Origin of the sequence: Vibrio eleionomae (genome assembly GCF_009874545.1) — a bacterium.
In the GTDB taxonomy this organism is placed as follows: domain Bacteria; phylum Pseudomonadota; class Gammaproteobacteria; order Enterobacterales; family Vibrionaceae; genus Vibrio; species Vibrio nitrifigilis.
This window is the reverse complement of record NZ_WEKT01000008.1, coordinates 18604-35407: the sequence shown is the minus strand read 5'-3', so window position 1 is coordinate 35407 and position 16804 is coordinate 18604. Positions and strand designations below refer to the sequence as shown.

At 44.8% G+C, this 16804-nt stretch carries 15 protein-coding genes; 2 read left to right on the top strand and 13 right to left on the bottom strand.

The genetic code is table 11. The annotated features are described in order from the left end of the window. Positions 1–10: 10 nt before the first annotated feature. The 9 genes from F9817_RS06720 to F9817_RS06680 are packed head-to-tail and all read right to left on the bottom strand — an operon-like array spanning position 11 to position 8371. A complete protein-coding gene (locus tag F9817_RS06720) occupies positions 11–955 on the bottom strand; it encodes a type II secretion system F family protein (RefSeq protein ID WP_161154187.1) in 945 nt (314 codons plus the stop codon). Further along, positions 952–1932 (bottom strand): type II secretion system F family protein, encoded by a 981-nt coding sequence (locus tag F9817_RS06715; protein ID WP_161154186.1) that lies wholly within the window; start codon positions 1930–1932, stop codon positions 952–954. The genes F9817_RS06720 and F9817_RS06715 overlap by 4 nt, the downstream gene beginning before the upstream one ends. Further along, positions 1932–3296, bottom strand: coding sequence for a TadA family conjugal transfer-associated ATPase (locus F9817_RS06710; RefSeq protein WP_161154185.1), 1365 nt, complete (start codon positions 3294–3296; stop codon positions 1932–1934). Before F9817_RS06710 ends, F9817_RS06715 begins: the two co-directional genes overlap by 1 nt. Next, the gene (locus F9817_RS06705; protein WP_161154184.1) at positions 3293–4504 is read right to left on the bottom strand and encodes a CpaE/TadZ family protein; all 1212 of its coding nucleotides are present in this window, start codon (positions 4502–4504) and stop codon (positions 3293–3295) included. The genes F9817_RS06710 and F9817_RS06705 overlap by 4 nt, the downstream gene beginning before the upstream one ends. A gap of 11 nt (positions 4505–4515) precedes the next feature. Beyond that, positions 4516–5157, bottom strand: a complete 642-nt coding sequence (locus F9817_RS06700; protein WP_161154183.1) for a CpaD family pilus assembly lipoprotein — start codon at positions 5155–5157, stop codon at positions 4516–4518. Positions 5158–5175: 18 nt separating this feature from the next. Then, on the bottom strand, positions 5176–6609 hold the full coding sequence (locus F9817_RS06695) for a type II and III secretion system protein family protein (RefSeq protein WP_161154182.1): 1434 nt from the start codon (positions 6607–6609) through the stop codon (positions 5176–5178). Between the two features lie 55 nt (positions 6610–6664). Next, positions 6665–7576 carry a Flp pilus assembly protein CpaB gene (cpaB, locus tag F9817_RS06690; protein WP_161154181.1) on the bottom strand — a complete coding sequence of 304 codons (912 nt, stop codon included), beginning with the start codon at positions 7574–7576 and terminating at the stop codon, positions 6665–6667. A gap of 14 nt (positions 7577–7590) precedes the next feature. Beyond that, positions 7591–8154: an A24 family peptidase gene (locus tag F9817_RS06685; protein ID WP_161154180.1), complete on the bottom strand. Its 564-nt coding sequence runs from the start codon at positions 8152–8154 to the stop codon at positions 7591–7593. 19 nt (positions 8155–8173) lie between these two features. Beyond that, positions 8174–8371, bottom strand: coding sequence for a Flp family type IVb pilin (locus F9817_RS06680; protein WP_161154179.1), 198 nt, complete (start codon positions 8369–8371; stop codon positions 8174–8176). A 325-nt stretch (positions 8372–8696) separates the two neighbouring features. On the opposite strand from F9817_RS06680, the gene F9817_RS06675 reads away from it, so the two are divergent. Further along, positions 8697–9365, top strand: a complete 669-nt coding sequence (locus F9817_RS06675; RefSeq protein WP_161154178.1) for a response regulator transcription factor — start codon at positions 8697–8699, stop codon at positions 9363–9365. 3 nt (positions 9366–9368) lie between these two features. Beyond that, entirely contained in the window at positions 9369–10745 is a 1377-nt protein-coding gene (locus F9817_RS06670) for a HAMP domain-containing sensor histidine kinase (RefSeq protein WP_161154177.1), read from the top strand. Positions 10746–10826: 81 nt separating this feature from the next. Here F9817_RS06670 and F9817_RS06665 read toward each other — a convergent pair whose 3' ends face one another. The 4 genes from F9817_RS06665 to F9817_RS06650 are packed head-to-tail and all read right to left on the bottom strand — an operon-like array spanning position 10827 to position 16762. Beyond that, positions 10827–12941, bottom strand: a complete 2115-nt coding sequence (locus F9817_RS06665; protein WP_161154176.1) for an HlyD family efflux transporter periplasmic adaptor subunit — start codon at positions 12939–12941, stop codon at positions 10827–10829. Beyond that, positions 12938–14290, bottom strand: coding sequence for an efflux RND transporter periplasmic adaptor subunit (locus F9817_RS06660; RefSeq protein WP_161154175.1), 1353 nt, complete (start codon positions 14288–14290; stop codon positions 12938–12940). The genes F9817_RS06665 and F9817_RS06660 overlap by 4 nt, the downstream gene beginning before the upstream one ends. Then, the gene (locus tag F9817_RS06655; protein WP_161154174.1) at positions 14280–15056 is read right to left on the bottom strand and encodes an efflux RND transporter periplasmic adaptor subunit; all 777 of its coding nucleotides are present in this window, start codon (positions 15054–15056) and stop codon (positions 14280–14282) included. Before F9817_RS06655 ends, F9817_RS06660 begins: the two co-directional genes overlap by 11 nt. Beyond that, positions 15056–16762, bottom strand: a complete 1707-nt coding sequence (locus F9817_RS06650) for a TolC family protein (RefSeq protein WP_202436371.1) — start codon at positions 16760–16762, stop codon at positions 15056–15058. Before F9817_RS06650 ends, F9817_RS06655 begins: the two co-directional genes overlap by 1 nt. Positions 16763–16804: the final 42 nt, after the last annotated feature.

Below are 16804 nucleotides of genomic sequence, written 5' to 3'. Positions count from 1 at the left end.
CAATATCTCTTTAATTCGCCAGAATACGGACAATACGCACCATCGCTGGAGCGCCCATCATGGCAATGACTGGGGGAAGAATTAACGTCATTAATGGCACACTAAGCTGCGCAGGTAATTTACCCGTTTTTTCCTCTAGCTCAAGGACTAACGCTTTGCGGCTCTCTTCAGAAATGGTTTTTAACGCTTGAGAAAGAGGTGTGCCGTAACGCTCTGCTTGCACTAAGGTTGCCACCATCGCAGAGATATTATCGACCCCACAGCGCTCAGCAAGATTGAGCAATGCTCGGCGTCGATCACTGAGGATCTGCATTTCCATTTGGGTGTATCCCAGCTCCTGCGCGACTTCAGGTGCAGAAAAAGCCAATTCTTTGGACACAACTTGGAGAATACGAGCCAAAGGCAAGCCAGCCTCGGCACAAATCACCATGAGATCAAGGGCATCTGGTAAGTTATCTGACAAGCGCTGGCCGCGATGTGAAGCGCGAATTTTTAACCACATTTCAATGACAAATCCGCTTAAAAACATCAGCATCAAGCTACCCGCCAGTCCGGACATGCTCAGGCGGTGACCGCTGTCTAATCCGAAGGTAAGAAATAGCGCAACACTGAGCACACCCAACGCATATTTGCCGAACGTGAATAAACCGATATAGCGTCGGTCATGAAACCCCGCCATTGCCAGTAAACGGTGGGTTTTCATTCTATCGGTTTGAGTACCTGATAAGTGGTTACCCATACTGGAAAACTGCACTAATAGCGGATAGCGTTCAAACCATGATTCCCCTTGATTACGTGCAATGGCGTCATCTAAAGCACTTGTTTCATGGTGTATCACATTAAGGCGCTCAGCCAAACTGATTTGGCGAGTACGCCAATGCAGTCCTAACAGTAAAATTCCGATGGCTAAACAGATCAATCCAACGCCAATTAACATAAAAGCTTGTTCGTTCATCGTATAACTCGCTTAATCATGAAGTGAGTGATCGCTAATCCAAGCGAAACGCTGCATCCGGCATAAATTAATACGCTGTTGCCTGTTGGATCGTTAATTAAAAATTCGAAGTCTTTCGGTGAATTAAAAGACATATAAGCCAACGAAAGCGGTGCGAGTAATGCCACGATTGTTGCCGAAGCACGAACTTCAGAGGTTTTTGCTTTAATCTTGAGCGCCAACTCTTGACGAGCACGTAACGTCTCACTAAGACGTTCTAAGGTTTCACTCAATTTACCACCGGTTTCTTGGTTGATAATCAAAATCACGACAAAGAAGCGGTATTCATTTAATGGCACTCGCGCGGCGGAATCTCGCATGGCTTCACGCAGGGGAATCCCCACTTTTAGCCAATTATCAATTAACAAAAATTCGGCGGCCAATGGGCCTGGCAAGTTATCAGCAACCATTGCAAAAGTATTCGTCACGGGAACGCCGGCTCGCGCAGCCCGTATAATAGAATCAATCGCCTGAGGTAAATTTTGCTTAAACTCGGTTAAATGACGGCGCATCGCATGGAAATAAGCGATACCCACGATCGCGACAAATACCGTGATGGTTAAACAAAATGCTAATAACAAAGGTGAGGTTGACGATTTAGCGACACTTAAGGCGACCAACAGTGATGGAATCAGAATCACCGTCGCACGTTTTTTCCAAGTGTCTTGCCATCCCAATAACGACAAATCCGTCCAAAACCGTTGCGCAAATGTACCGATTAAGGGAAGGTGACTGAAACGATCATCTTCTATCAGGCGGCGAATTTCATCATTACTGTCGATATCAGCGTTAACTTCATCACCGATGACAATTTGCTTAAGATCAGCAAAGTATTGATCTCGCGCTTTACGCTCCTTGCCAGTCACATAAGCGTGGCGACCAGCGAGGATCGTGGTAAATAACAGCGCAAAGATGGCAAGAGTAATACCATCCCACATTAGTTATTCTCCCTAAAATAATGAGCGTGTGTGCTATAGAAATTTGGACGCTGTCCCGTTGATACGTAATCACCATGAACCTTGCCATGACCATCAATTTCTTTGGTGGCAAACGCGTACAATTCTTGAGTTTGAATCACGTCATCTTCCATACCACAGACTTCAGTAATCGATACGACGCGGCGGCCACCATCACTCATCCGCTCCACTTGAACAATAAGGTCAACGGCACTGGCGATTTGACGGCGAATGGCTTCGAGTGGCAACTGCATATTAGCCATCATCACCATGTTTTCCAGACGCATAATGGCATCACGAGGAGTATTGGCGTGCACCGTACAGAGCGAGCCATCGTGGCCAGTATTCATCGCTTGCAGCATATCGAAACTTTCCCCGCCACGAACCTCACCCAAGATGATGCGATCGGGACGCATACGTAGGGCATTTCGTACCAAGTCACGCTGATCCACTTTACCTGAACCTTCGGCGCTCACTGGGCGGGTTTCCAAGCGCACCACATGAATTTGTTGCAGCTGCAATTCCGCCGCATCCTCGATGGTGATAATGCGATCGTCGTTACTGATGTTTTGTGATAATGCATTGAGCAACGTAGTTTTACCTGCCCCCGTACCACCTGAAATAATCACATTCAAACGCGCGTTCATGGCCCGTTTGAGGACTGTGATCATCTCGTCGTTCATTGCACCTTTATCCGCTAGAATCTCTAACGACATGTTACGGCGCATGAATTTACGAATAGAGATGGTGGTGCCATCCAATGCTAGTGGATGGGTAATGATGTTGACCCGGCTACCATCTTCAAGACGAGCATCCACCATAGGGTGTGTTTCATCAATACGCCGCCCGACTCGTGCTGCAATCCGCTGAGCAATGTTAAACACGTGCTCTTCATCAATAAAATGAATGGGGGTTAGCTCCAACTTGCCGAAGCGTTCAACAAAGACTTGTCCCGCACCATTGACCAAAATATCGTTGACGCTTTCATCTGCCAACAGAGGCTGAATGGGGCCGATGCCGATCATTTCGTTGAACATGGTCGCACCGATATGGCGCTCTTCTTCCGCTGAAAACTGCAGACGATGCTCATCACAAATAGATGAGATAATCTCGTTAATTTGCTGCTTGAGCTTTTCAGGTGGCATAGAAGCCACCTTCATCGGATCAATTTGTTCGTACAGATAATCACGCACTAAGCGTAAATTGCTGTTTGTTGCTTGAGTATCACTGCTTTGCGCAGCCTGTGCACGATCCACTTTCGTTGCGACTTCCTCAGTGGGAACCTCTTTTATCTGCGGCTCCCGATTCGGCTCACGAAATTTTTTACGTGTCGCTTTCATCATCATGATGCTTTCCTCTCAAACGCAGAGGTCAACTTAGAGAGCAACGCACGCTTGCCCTTCTTGCTCGTTGGGCGACCACAAATAATATCGACTAACTCAGCCAGCGTATCACCAAACAGCCCTGTATTTTCAATATTTAACGGACCTTTAAGCAGCATTTGTTCAATGTTTTTTCCCGCCGATGGCAATTCAATATCGACCGAGCGTCCAATAAATTTTTCGAATTCATTGCGCGCGATAACTTGGCTACTTTCATGACGAGCATTCGCAACAATCACAATGCGTTGCCCTTCACTTTCATCACCAATTTCTTGAATCAAGCGCAGGGTATTGCGCGCGGCGGCTATGGTGTAATCAGCCACTAAAACTCTAGTGTGTGCACAAGCTAATACATCAATGCCACCTTGAGGTTGGCCCGCTGGGATATCCCATACTACTTGATTGAACATCTGACACAGCGTGCCTCCAAGACTCAGAACCTGCTCTTCACTCAGTAATTGCATCGCTGTTTGATAATCGGGCGTATGGCTCAGTAGAGACAGCTTGTCGGAAAGGCTCGTCATAGAGCGATTTAAAAATCGTACATCAATACTGTCGGATTTAAGTACGCCATCCAAACCACTTTGTTCTTTTAAACCGGCTAACAAGCCAAGACAGCCATTGGTACGGTCAAAATCAACCATACCGGTTGTCACGCGCTGCTGATTCGCTAACAGTTGTGCAATACCATAGGCAACGGTGGACGCGCCTACACCACCTTTAACTCCTGTAACAGCAATAGTGCGACCGATTAACTGCTCTTCAATCTGGCCTTTTTTCATACTGTTAAGGGTATTGGCTAAGCGATCTAAGGTCACCGGCTTTAACAAATAATCAAAAATGCCTTGTGCCAACATATTGCGGTACAAATCCAGATTGACCGCTGAGCCGAGCGCCACAATTTTACAAGTTGGGCCACACACCGTTCCTAAACGAGCCAAACTCTCCAAGGGGTACTGCTCTTGATCAATATCGACAAACATCGCTGCGGGAATCACGTTTGCCTTAACCCACTCAGTCGCTTTATCTAAATTGCCGATAAATACTTGCTCGCTATCATAGCCAAGGCGCCCGATGTGATCGGCATACAGTGCCGCTTCATCTTTCGTTGTGGTAAACAGCGTAACGGATGCAAGCTCTTCTGAATTATATTGGTAATTGTCTTCACTCATAACGTTACCCTCTAGTCTTCGTTAAAGTCGATATCGATGAGCTCTTTAAGATCATCTTCTTGATAACGTTTCACCGCTTGCAACGCCGCCTCGCCATCAGCCAGATCGAGCGATTTTGCTCGGATAAGGTCGGCAGGATCTGATACCATTTTGGCTAAGTTAGCTCTGGTTGCGCAGCCTAAAGGCCCAACAGATTCATAAGGTTTAGTTGTCCATGTATCTGGGTTGTGAATCTTACAATCGGGCACACTGACAACTAACGCCTGAGATTGAACACGCAAATCCCAATGATGCTTTTCTGCCTGATAAACTTTTGGCAATACGCGAACCTGTTTCGCCCCGATATTTTGTAAAACCACTTTTAACTTGTCAGCGAACTGCTGTCCCTGTGTGGTGTAAGGTTGAACAGTGATAGTCTGTCTTTCAATACGGCCTTGATTACCCAATAACGTATTGAGATCGTGCAGAGAAGTCGCACTTAAACCTTGATTGGGTGATACCGTTAAAGACACAGCAGACAGACTTGGAGCCACCTTAATTGGGTAATGCTCACCTGTTGCGGTCGTCTCGTTACCCTCTCGCCAATGATTAATCGTATGCTCACACCCAGACAATAAAACGCAAGCCAGTGCTAAAAAAAATGTTGAACGCATAAATAAGTCTCCAAATACTTAGAACAGATAGCCCGCAGTCGCTTGCTTAGGGGTAATATTATCGAGAGGCTTAATGCCTTTCCCCGGGGTCTGTAATTCACCAGCTTGAGTTGGGCTAACCACATAAGCGGTGGCAATAATGACCAATTCAGTTTCATCTTTGTCATGGGAAGAGGATTCAAACAGGTGACCAAGTAACGGAATTTCACGTAATCCGGGCACACCATTAATGGTTTCATTCACATTCGAACGTAACATCCCTGCGAGAGCAAAACTTTGTCCACTTGCTAGCTCAACGGTGGTGTCTGCACGGCGCACTTTAAACGCAGGAATGGTGTTACCATCAAGTTCAACAGCCCCTTCATCAGACAAGTCGCTGACTTCTGGAGCGATATGTAGGCTAATGCGATTTGGCGACAACAATGTTGGGGTCATACGCATGATTACCCCGTATTGTTTGTAATCAATAGTAATGTTGTTGTTGGTAGTGATGATGATTGGCACTTCACCACCGGCAGCAAATCCAGCGGTTTCACCTGACATCGCGGTTAAGTTCGGCTCAGCCAAAATACTGGCTAATCCATCGGAAGAGAGCGCAGATAATACGCCAGCAAAATTGCCACCGTGTGACACTCCGCCAAGTAGTGCATTTGACACATCACTTCCTGCGAAAGCGCCAGTCGAAGCATCAAACAATGATGAGCTGGTACTGCGCAAGAATGTGTTCCCATTGTCTAACAACGCTTCCCAACTAAACCCAAGCTCATTACTTAAACTGCGCGCGACTTCTACGATTCTCACACGAATGTTGATCTGAGCAGATAACTCCACTTTTAACTGATTCACGATACGAACGCTTTGACCACCGCCCCCTTGCGCGCCTTGGGCTCCCTGACCACCTTTACTGGATTTAGCATCAGTGCTCCCCCCAGTAAACGCTGCGATAGCATCCACCACTCGTTTCGCCTGTTGCGGGGTTTTTACGAAACCACGAACAATGATGCCATTCTCTGTCGAACTGAAAAGTTTGACTCTTGCACCTTCGATCTCGGTATTAATTTGCTTAGTCAATTGTGGAAGGTTAAAGCCCGCTTTAATCTGTGTGGCCAAAATCACCTGATCTTGGTCATTCAACGCGTAAAGTGTCGTTGTTCCTGCTTTTTTTGCAAACACAAACAAACTCGTCGAAGAAGGCATTTGGAAGCTGGCAACTGATGGGTTAGCGATCAATACCTTAGTGGCACTTTGGGGCAACGTCAGCAGTTGACCTTTGTTCACCATAAGTTGAACAGTCCCTTTCACTTCAACCTGACTAAACCGTTGAGCGGTAAGCGCTTTGACATCATTATTTTGGTTCATCGCCATTGCTGGCTGAGCCCACACCGCGCTAAACATTAAATTAGCTAACGCGATAAAGGCAAAAAACTTTCTTTTGTGCGAAAAAGTCTTCATTGATACAAATTCCTAATAGTCACAATACTGTGATAAATGAAGGCATTAGAATTAATTAACGGGTAACCGTTACTTGGGATGTTTTATCGCCCATATATTGGATGACTTGCGGCTCAGTTCCCTCGGTACGCAACGTAGTGTAGATACTGGTAGCGTCAGACATAGTAGTGACAGCGTCACTTACATTCACTAACGATGTTTGAGAAGAGTGACTATCAAAATCGTTCACAGCCCTTAAAGCGAGTTGTAATGTCCCGACTTCTTTCGCCACTGCTAAGATCTCTGCCTGTTTAGGGCTAACTTCTAGCGTTACCGTTTCAGGGTAGAGCTGCTTCTCTTGTTTCTTCGATTGGCCGTCGCGTACTTCAACTTCACTGCGTTCCCTATTATTCAGCGCTAACACTCGCACATTGGTCACTAAAGTCTGCGACGCAATTTGCGGAGCACTAATACGAGAGCTTGCTGAAGACGATGCATCCTTAGGGGGAGTAATGCCCAGAATCACATCAACATGGTCACCCGCTTGCACAAGGCCAGAGCTACTGGCAACAGCATTAGTAGGAATAGCCACCGCGCGTTTCCCTTTCGTCAGCACTGACGCAATAAAACCAGGTTGGCCAGGCTTGACGACCATGGCATAAGTCATCAACTGTCCTTTTTTGACACTGCGGCGAACGGTCGCACCATAATTACTCGCCAAATCTACCGAGTCCTTCATGATGTAAAGTTCTGTTGGGTATTTTTCGTCAACTTGATGCCAACGAATTTCACTACCATCGATAAAATCGCCTGGTTCGATATCACGAGTCGCCATTAACACTGGCGTATACACTGGAGCTGGCTGCTGCTTAACGACAGGATGCGTAACCTCTGGGCGCGGCTTGGTCATCATACCTCGCGCAACAAAAGCACCGCCAAGTGCGATAACAAGTGCACCAGAGACAAATAACACTGATGAAATTTTCATTGAAAATACAATCTCTAATGAGTAAGTGGAGTCGTAAGGGACAATACTGCACCAGCACTAATGGCTAACCCGTAAGGCAAGCCCGCCGTGGTCGGTTTACTATAGGCTGATTCAGGAATGGGGATTCTTAACCAAGGTACGAGTGCCGAAATTTGTAAAATACGTTTAGCACCAAGCACCTCAATAACACGTACGAAAGGCATCATAAACGCTAAAAAACCGCCCGCTAACGCTGTGATTAGCAAAAATGTCACTTGGTTCTCGCCACCAACCAACAAACATAACACCGCCATTAATTTCACATCGCCAGCACCCATTTGACCAATAGAAAACAGCGCAAAACCAATCACTAACACAGATAACGCTCCGATTAGCGACCAGCCAAACTGCGATGAAGCCTGCTGCCAGTTCAATTGGGCGTAACTCCCCGACCCCATAAAAAATAACGCGCCATTACCGATTACGATCAGCAATAACAAGAGAATTAAGTGGTTATGAATCTTGCGATAAAACAAATCACTAAAAACGACAATACTAAGAGGTACAATTAAGCTATTGAGTATAAATTGATTATCCATAACCACACTTAACCAACAATTATTTGGAATCAGTTGTTGCTGTATCAGTAATTTGGTCAGCGATTGAAGCAAATCGCTCTTTCAAGGCCGTCACAAACACACCGTCTGAACCAAAAATCACACCGATTGCAGCAGCCATCGCGGCAGCAAGAATGCCGTATTCAATTGCGGTGACACCACTTTCATCAGAGATAAATTTTTTAAGTTGAGCTTTCATTTTGTTCCCTTCCATTAATAAACACTGAGGCAATTTACAAATTCGCTTGCCTTTTGATGTCGTTATTAAGATTCATTCTCATTTGCATTTCAATAGAAGAAATATTAAGAATGCTTAATGATGTAGGAATTAGGGTTTTCTAATTGACTGTTTTTCCGTAAGTTATTAGGCATAATCAAATTCCTTTATTAGGGAAAACGACTCTAAACTTATTATCACAAATTATGAATTTGTTATGGTATATCAGTTGCTATTGATAACCATTATCATTACTATTGGCTCGTTTGTAACGTTTTGTCAGTTTTGTAAAGTAAGGGAAAAGTTCATGCGCGTCCTCGTCGTTGAAGATGAAATACCGGTGAGTCACTGGATAAGCAGCAAATTGCATTCACATGGCCACAACTGCAAACTTTCGGCTAACGGAAAGCAAGCTCTAGACTTAATTCAAAACGAAGTATTTGATGCCGTGGTTCTGGATAATATGTTGCCTGAAATGACGGGTATTGAAGTGCTACAACAGTTATCTGATGGCTCTCATCCCCCTATTTTGATTCTGTCAGCTAATGACCAAATATCTGATAGAATCAATGGGTTGAAAGCAGGAGCAGATGATTATCTAGGTAAACCTTTCGATTTTACTGAACTTTTATTACGCCTAGAACGTTTGTACGCACGTACCCACAAGAACAGCACAAGCTCAGCGTTAAAAATCGGCAGTGTATCCATTGATCTTGAAGAGCAAGAAGTCACCCGTGATGGGAAAAAGATATTACTCACCAGTAAAGAATTTAAATTATTGCAAGTTCTGGCTGAACATAAAGGCAAAGCTGTTACCAGAAATATGTTGTTAGAACGTGTATGGGGATATCATTTTGATCCACAAACGAACATCTTAGACGTTCATTTATCAAAACTACGTAATAAATTAAATAGTAGTCATGATGAGCAACCCATCATAAAAACCATTCGCTCAGTGGGTTATTCATTAGGATAAAACATGCCGGTAAAATTAATTATACATAGTAGCAGCTTTCGCCAAGCTGCTTATGTGGCGTTCTTTTGTCTCATTATTTCATCTGCATCTATTTTATTAAGTGACAAATTATTAAAAAACGTCATGCATGAACACGTTGAAGGCATTATTCTCGACGATATAAAAAGTAAGCAGACGATGAATCTGTTTAATAAAAGTCGTGAATTAAGCCAATATCTGAGCCAACGTGAAGTCAGCAACCAATATGATGAGTTAATTACCTATATTCTTAACGAATACGGCACGGTAATTTACAGTGACTCACAAATATTATCCGCTGAAGAGCTCAGTTCGATCGCCACATATCAACATAAACACATCGCTATGCTGACTTTTCACAAGCCCAAAAAAGAGCTGTTTGGTATGGTTATGCCTATTGCGGACGGCGGATATTATTACGCGTCTTACAACATGTCGCCCATGCTTAATAGCACGCGCATCATACCGTTAATGACAGGAGCGGTGTTGTTTACCGTCCTACTTTCTATTTTGCTGATCAGTTTACCCTTTAGTATTCGTAATCTATTACGGGTGAACCGTATATTGAGTGTTATGGGTGATTATTCCCAGGGCCGTCATGATGTGAGAATTCATGATCAAGGCTATAACGATGAATTTGGCCGACTCAGTAGTGAAACCAATTTACTGTTAAGCCGAACGCAACTGTTAATGGAGCAGGTTCGCACCGCCAACAGCCATATTGCCCATGAGCTAAAAACACCCTTAACACGTCTGAAAAATCGTTTAATTAATACTTCAGAAATGGTTGAAGGAAAAGCGTTAGATGAGCTTGATGCTGCTGGAATGGAAATTGACCGAATTTTGTATCTTTTTCGCGCGATCATGCAGCTAACAGAAATTGAAAATGGCCAGTTATCTCTGCAACGTAAACCGATTGATGCATACCACCTTTTATCCGAAGTCTATGAGTATTATGAGCCATTACTAGAGCAAAAAGGCATTGAATTAAAAATCAAAGCAGAAAAGAAACATATTTTTCATGCTGATTTTGCACTTATTTTTCAGGCAGTCGCAAATTTATTAGATAACGCGATTAAATATGCGCCGAACAGTAGCGTCATTAAATTGAAAATAGATAAACAACTGGATGTCACTTTAATTAAAGTCATCGATCAAGGTCCTGGTATTCCAACTGAACAGATGCCAAATGTATTAAAACGCTTTCAACGTTTACACAAAGAAAAAAGCATCGAAGGTTTTGGTTTAGGCTTGCCTTTTGTACAAGCTGTTGCTGAACGTCATCAGGGTCACCTCTCCTTGATAAATGGTCAAAAAGGACTGGTCGCCACCATCAGTTGCCGTGATTTGGTTTCAGGGTAATAACCCATCTTTTAACCATAAACTCCCCTAGTCACTCTGTGTTAGGGGATATTTTTATGGATGCTTCTCTGGCGCTAGGCGCTACATCACCGATTCTCTAATGACGACTTTGACTAACGCTTGCCATACTCTTGCAATCACACTTTCACCGTCACCATCGATGATCACTTGACCTCTCATTTGAAATTGAGGCGCTTGTTGTTGAGCGCTCTCTAACGTTGCAAGATAAAGTGCTTGTTTGGGTTCTGGTACCTGTGTTTGCCGATTGATGGTGGCAGCGATACTCCCTTGATAGGGCGAACTGAGCTCCGGATGAGCCTGCAAATCCGCAATTCTCCCTTGAGCTAATGTGTTCAATTCCACGCTCAGTGGCGCTTGATTCAGGTTTTCCGCAATGAACTTTCCCTTAGATCCAAGCTTAACTCTCGCTAACTGCTGCTCATCAATATACGCTTCAACGCGACTGTGTCCGGTACTGATGAGCGTCGCTAATGGTTGTCCTGTCATTAACCAATCGTTAGTAGCTAAGTGCGGGGTAATATCGACAAGCTTTCCAGACAATGGGGCTCGAACGGTCAATTGCTGTTTTAATAATACCTGCTGATCCAATTGTTGGCTTACCGCATGTAACTCATCTCTCACGATGCCCAATTCAGACGATGCTTTGGTATCAAATGGGTACGACCGAATCTGTTTGATTAAAGATTGTTTACGATAAGTCAGCTGTTCGATGGTTTGATCTAACTCAGGGGAAGACAATTCAAACAGTATCTCCCCTTTGTTCACCCTTTGGCCTTCCTGAACGCGTTGATTTAATAACTGTGCATTACGCGCGACAAACAGTGTTTGCTGCTTAGCGAGCCATACCGCTGGCGCCTTGACCGTTTGCTGCCAAGGAATCAATAACATCGCCAAGAGCAGCCCAGTAAAGCACAGCGTCAGTTTGGTTTGTATGTTTAACTTCATCTTTGATTTATTTTTTACCCAGATTTGAATTTCACGATAACAAGGCAGTAATAAAAAGAGTGCAATATCAATGATAAACAATAAGATACCTAGCGCTTTAAACGCTAAATGATAAACCGCTAACGCAATGCCAAAATACATTGTGATGCGATAAATCCACATAGCAAATGCGTAGCACAACACTATTTTTTGCCGCTTAGCCGACAACGGTTCTGGAGAATTATCTTGCCAGCCCCATAACCATTGACGAATCTTCCACTGGGCTATTTTATTAGCACGTTGCTGCAAATTGGGCATGTCTAACCAATCGGAAAAGATGAAATAGCCATCAAACCGCATTAACGGACTCAAATTGACAGACAATGAAAGCAAAAAAGACGTTGTCGCTAATGTAAGCAACACACTTTGTGCTAATCCCGGTGAACAAAAATTCCATAGCAGTAATGCCCAAGCAGCAATTATAGCTTCAGTTATCAGCCCGGCTGAACTGATGAGAATGCGCTGCTTTTTGTGTGGTATGCGCCAAGCTGTCGTCACATCGGTATATAACACCGGCCAACAGACAATAAAATTAATGCCCATGGTCGCAACCCGACCACCATATTTCTTACAACAAAAGGCGTGCCCTAATTCGTGGAGCACTTTAACGCAGACCACAGTCATGACTGAAATCACGATGCCTGATGTTGAAAATAGATAAGAAAATCCGTTGGTGAATTGTTGCCACTGATGTGAGGCTAACCACAATCCTAAACCACCAGCCAAACAGCTAATCGCCATAAACGTGCGCGTCATGAAGGGCAAAACAAAGGCTAAGCTTGATGTTAACCAACGATCCGGGCGGCACAATGGGATACGAAAGGATAAATGGCGTTGAAACAACCAACGATACCAAGTCACAGCCTGTTTACTCTGTTGATATTGCTTGTGAATCTGTTCTGCGGGTGCTTGCACCAACTGGTTCATCTGTAAAAAGCGCACGAACTGAGCGAGCTGCTCACTGTTTGGCTTTAAGGTTGTCCCTGCGCGGATCTTATCTAGTAATGCAGTGGGAGATTCGACCCAATGCGCAATCATTTCAGCTTCTAACCAACCCAGTTGGAAAAACTGATTACGGATCGGATCTTCTAACGTCCACTGTGGTGAACCATTGCTAGCAGCAGGCGCAGGGTGCAAGCGTAATTCTTGGCGCAGCACCGGCAAAGTTTGCAGAGAAGGTTGTGGCATCATAACCCACTCCACCACAAGCGAAGATGTGCCAGCGGGCGGCGAAATAGATAGTAAAACACCGATGTTTTCTCGCCATATACTTTTGCAATGCCCTTAAGTCCCATCGTAGGAGAGTGCTCCGGTGTGACTAGGCTGGCTTTCAATATAAATGCGTAGTGACCATCGTTTTGCAATGTTGAGCGGTACGCAACGGTTCTCAGTTTTGCATGAATGGGATCGGTTGGCCGACTATTAAGGAACAAGCGGACTTCATCACCGACGGCAAGATCCATACGATCTTCCACAGCTAATTGAACTTCGATTTCGGTTTGCTGCGGGTCCACAATATCCATAACAGGTTCACCTAAACGCAGTGCTCGCCCTACCCAATCACCTTGATCGGCAAACAGAGCAATTCCCCCTTGCTTAGCCAGAACCGTGGTTTGCGCGACTTTCTTTTGTAGATACACCACTTGAGAACGCGCCAAATTCCGCTTTCCTTCTAATACGGATATGCTCGCTTTACGGCTGGCATCATAAAAGGATTGTTGACGCGCCAAACGTAATTCGGCACTGGCAATTGACAGTTGTTGCTGAGCTTGCGCTAACTGGTCATTAAGCTGTTGTGAATCAAGATCAAATAAGGGCTGACCTGGTTTAACGACACTGTTAGGTTTGACCAATATCTGATCGATCAATCCGTCGATTGGCATTCGCACAGTCAGCGTGTGTGACGAGACTACCTCAGCGGGTGCCAATACAGTTTGCCTTACGGGAAGTGCCATTACACCGAGCAAAACTATGGCAAATACGGCAGCGACACGACGGTTTTTAACCCATGCAGGCAGTCGCTTTACATGGTTACGATTCATACTTTGCCACACATAACCGTAACTATCCGCGACAAAACTGAGTAGGCGTTTTTCACGAATCGATAGTCCATGTGGGCGAGAGAGCCATAAACCGGCCATCAACTCTTGATTAGAGTCGAGTAATGGCACCCAAATTAACTGAGCAGAAAAATAGTCGCGCGCTTCCCGATGTTCATCTTGACTCCATTTTGTCTGATCTACGCAATGTATTGTCGTGGCCAGCTCACCTTGCACAATCTGCTGACTTTGCCGCACCATAAACTGGGCAAACGGCGCCTGTTTATCCACGCTCATCACCGCTGAAGCACCGACTATTTCTCGCTTTACCCCATCCCACAACATAGCCTGATCATAGGTCACGAGTTCGTGGGTTTGATTAAGGATAATAAATTGCAGCTCCTTGATTGAACGTGCGGCGCGAACTTTTTGCTGCAACTGTAATACCGTGAGCAGTGCACTTTCAACGCCACTGCTAATTGACTCAACATTAGGACTCATCGCGCACAGCCTTTGTTTCTACTACGCTCAATTGTGCATTGCCACTCATACCCGGCATGAGCAATAGCCGATCTCGGTTTTTGATTTCACCAAAGACTTTAAATGACTGACTTAACGCATCAATCACGCCGCCTAATCGAGTAATGGTCGCGGGATAGGTTTTGCCGGTTTCGTCTAAATGAATATGAAACGTTTGGCCAACGTTTAATTGCCTCACCCAACGCGATGGCACAATCATCTCTACTTCGTAGGCTTGGGTGCTGTAGATGTTAAGTAATTTTGTTCCTTCACTAACAAATTCACCGGGTTCGACCATTCGCTCGGACACTCTTCCTGAAAATGGCGCTTTAATATGACAACGGTCGACCATCACTTTAGCAATGTCTTGCTCTGCCTGTGCTTTATCTAAATCGGCCTGAGCTTGCCCAACTTCTAATACGCTATTCGATTCTAATTTATTTAATCGTTTCGCAATGTGGTATTTCTGCTGCGCTAATGTGGTATCCGCCACAGTATGACGATATTTCGCCTGATAGATGGCACATGCCACACCGACGATTTCTTGTCCCTTATTAAATCGGTCCCCTTCTTTAAAGGGCAAATCACTTAAGCGCCCTGAAATTTCGCTCGAGACCACCATTTGAGCTTCTGGTTTTAACTGAACGCGAATACCTTCGCTACTTACCTCAGGCTGCGCCTGAACGATAAAAGAGCTGCATAATGAGGCAGCCATGACGACTGCCAAAGAAAGGCGACGGGCTACCATTACTTCGCTTCCTGCGTTGGTTGGCTCGTGTAATCTTTAATGATCGCTGTTTTTAAAGATCCTAGAGCTTCAAAAGCAGAACCGTATTCAGATTCAGGCAACGTCGGCTTCGCAGCGACGTGCTCTTCAGCGATGACTTTCGAATCAGCCTCAGATGGATTCAACTCAGCTAGCCACTGCTGTTGCTGCTCCGTTAATTTCCCTTTAATGAATCCTTGGCGCTGCTGCGCAATCGCTTTTGATAAGGTATCAACAGAACGATCGTGAATTTTTGCCGGTAATGGATCCAGACCTGCTGCTTGATAAATCGCCCCATATGCCGTGTACGCTTGCGCCAGTTGCTGATCACGATGACGAGTAATTAACGCCGTTTCAGTGAGCATTTGTATCTGTTCTAAACGAGATTTCATATCGCTTTGGAAAGCACTTTGCGTCTGTTTAGCAATACTAGTTTGTAACCGCAGCAATTCGCTCGCTTGTGCATATTGCAGTTGTGATTGGCGATATTGTTGCCATGCCACGTTGACTTGAGTCAACACCGCCATACGCAATGCTTGACGGCGTAAAGTCGCTACGCTTTGCTTCGCCTTACCTGCGTCTTTGATCGATGAATATGAGAACACATTCATCAAGTTCCAGCTAACCCGCACCCCGGCATCAGCCCAGTGCTGATTAACCAAAAAGCTATTACTGTCGTAATGGCCTCCAACAAACAGTGACGCGCCCGGTAGCAAGTGAGTTAATTGCGAACGGGTTTCTAACACGGCATTACGCGCTTTATAAATTTCCTCGTTGATTTCCGGACGGTTAACCATGGCTAAACTTTCAAGATTATCCAAACTGTAACCGACGCTCGGTAGCTGAGTCGTTTCTGGTTTAATAGGGGCAAGTTGGTACTTTGTTCCTGGCGCTAAATTCATCAACGCAGCTAACTGCGCTTTTGCCATGACCAACTCACTGGATAGATTCTGCAATTGGCTGATCATTTGCAGTAAACTTTTTTGATATTTTAACGCATCAACTGGGGCGACAAGACGTTCTTTCTCCGTCAATTTCGCTTTAGCTAACGCCAATTGGGCTTGTTTTAATGCCTGTGTCACGCTGGGTTCCAATTGCTGTGCGGTCGCCGCTGCCCAATACGCTTTGCGCACTTTTTGGATAATATCCGACACAACCGCGCGTCGTTGCTCTTCTGCGGCTAACACGTTGTTACCTTGCGCTTTAGCGGCAAAATATCCAATTCCGAAATCAAGCACATTCCAGCTCATTGATAAATCAGCATTTGCTAGCTGCTTTTCTTGGCTGGTTGATGCCTCCAATGACTCCGTGCCGGTTGATACCGATTCACTTGATGACGCCGCTTTATTATCACGAGTTTTCCAACCGGCATTCGCTGCGATAGAGGGCAACAAATCATAACGTTTAGTATCAAGCAGTTGATTTTCATACGCATGTTTCATCAGAGCTAATCGTTGTTGCAGATTATATTTCACTGCTCTAGCCATCGCCTCTTCAAGGGTAATTGCATGAGAAATGGGCTCTTGATGAGCAAACATGGCTAATTGATCTTGTTGCAATAGATCGAGTTTCTGCTGATCAGTAATACTTTCAGGGGTTAAGGAACAACCCGATAAACCGATACCCACCAAGGCGGCAACAGTAAGACTTAATGCGGATTTTTTTAAATTAAGAGTTGTATTTTTCACTAAGGGTTACCACTACGATTAAGGCTGACGTCTAAAAGACGG

What these genes read in the sequence shown, in the direction of transcription:
- cpaB (WP_161154181.1), bottom strand. Translation starts at nt 7,576, where the DNA reads ATGAAAATTTCATCAGTGTTATTTGTCTCTGGTGCACTTGTTATCGCA.
- F9817_RS06685 (WP_161154180.1), bottom strand. Translation starts at nt 8,154, where the DNA reads ATGGATAATCAATTTATACTCAATAGCTTAATTGTACCTCTTAGTATT.
- F9817_RS06710 (WP_161154185.1), bottom strand. Translation starts at nt 3,296, where the DNA reads ATGATGATGAAAGCGACACGTAAAAAATTTCGTGAGCCGAATCGGGAG.
- F9817_RS06665 (WP_161154176.1), bottom strand. Translation starts at nt 12,941, where the DNA reads ATGATGCCACAACCTTCTCTGCAAACTTTGCCGGTGCTGCGCCAAGAA.
- F9817_RS06670 (WP_161154177.1), top strand. Translation starts at nt 9,369, where the DNA reads ATGCCGGTAAAATTAATTATACATAGTAGCAGCTTTCGCCAAGCTGCT.
- F9817_RS06680 (WP_161154179.1), bottom strand. Translation starts at nt 8,371, where the DNA reads ATGAAAGCTCAACTTAAAAAATTTATCTCTGATGAAAGTGGTGTCACC.
- F9817_RS06660 (WP_161154175.1), bottom strand. Translation starts at nt 14,290, where the DNA reads ATGAGTCCTAATGTTGAGTCAATTAGCAGTGGCGTTGAAAGTGCACTG.
- F9817_RS06675 (WP_161154178.1), top strand. Translation starts at nt 8,697, where the DNA reads ATGCGCGTCCTCGTCGTTGAAGATGAAATACCGGTGAGTCACTGGATA.
- F9817_RS06715 (WP_161154186.1), bottom strand. Translation starts at nt 1,932, where the DNA reads ATGTGGGATGGTATTACTCTTGCCATCTTTGCGCTGTTATTTACCACG.
- F9817_RS06705 (WP_161154184.1), bottom strand. Translation starts at nt 4,504, where the DNA reads ATGAGTGAAGACAATTACCAATATAATTCAGAAGAGCTTGCATCCGTT.
- F9817_RS06655 (WP_161154174.1), bottom strand. Translation starts at nt 15,056, where the DNA reads ATGGTAGCCCGTCGCCTTTCTTTGGCAGTCGTCATGGCTGCCTCATTA.
- F9817_RS06720 (WP_161154187.1), bottom strand. Translation starts at nt 955, where the DNA reads ATGAACGAACAAGCTTTTATGTTAATTGGCGTTGGATTGATCTGTTTA.
- F9817_RS06700 (WP_161154183.1), bottom strand. Translation starts at nt 5,157, where the DNA reads ATGCGTTCAACATTTTTTTTAGCACTGGCTTGCGTTTTATTGTCTGGG.
- F9817_RS06695 (WP_161154182.1), bottom strand. Translation starts at nt 6,609, where the DNA reads ATGAAGACTTTTTCGCACAAAAGAAAGTTTTTTGCCTTTATCGCGTTA.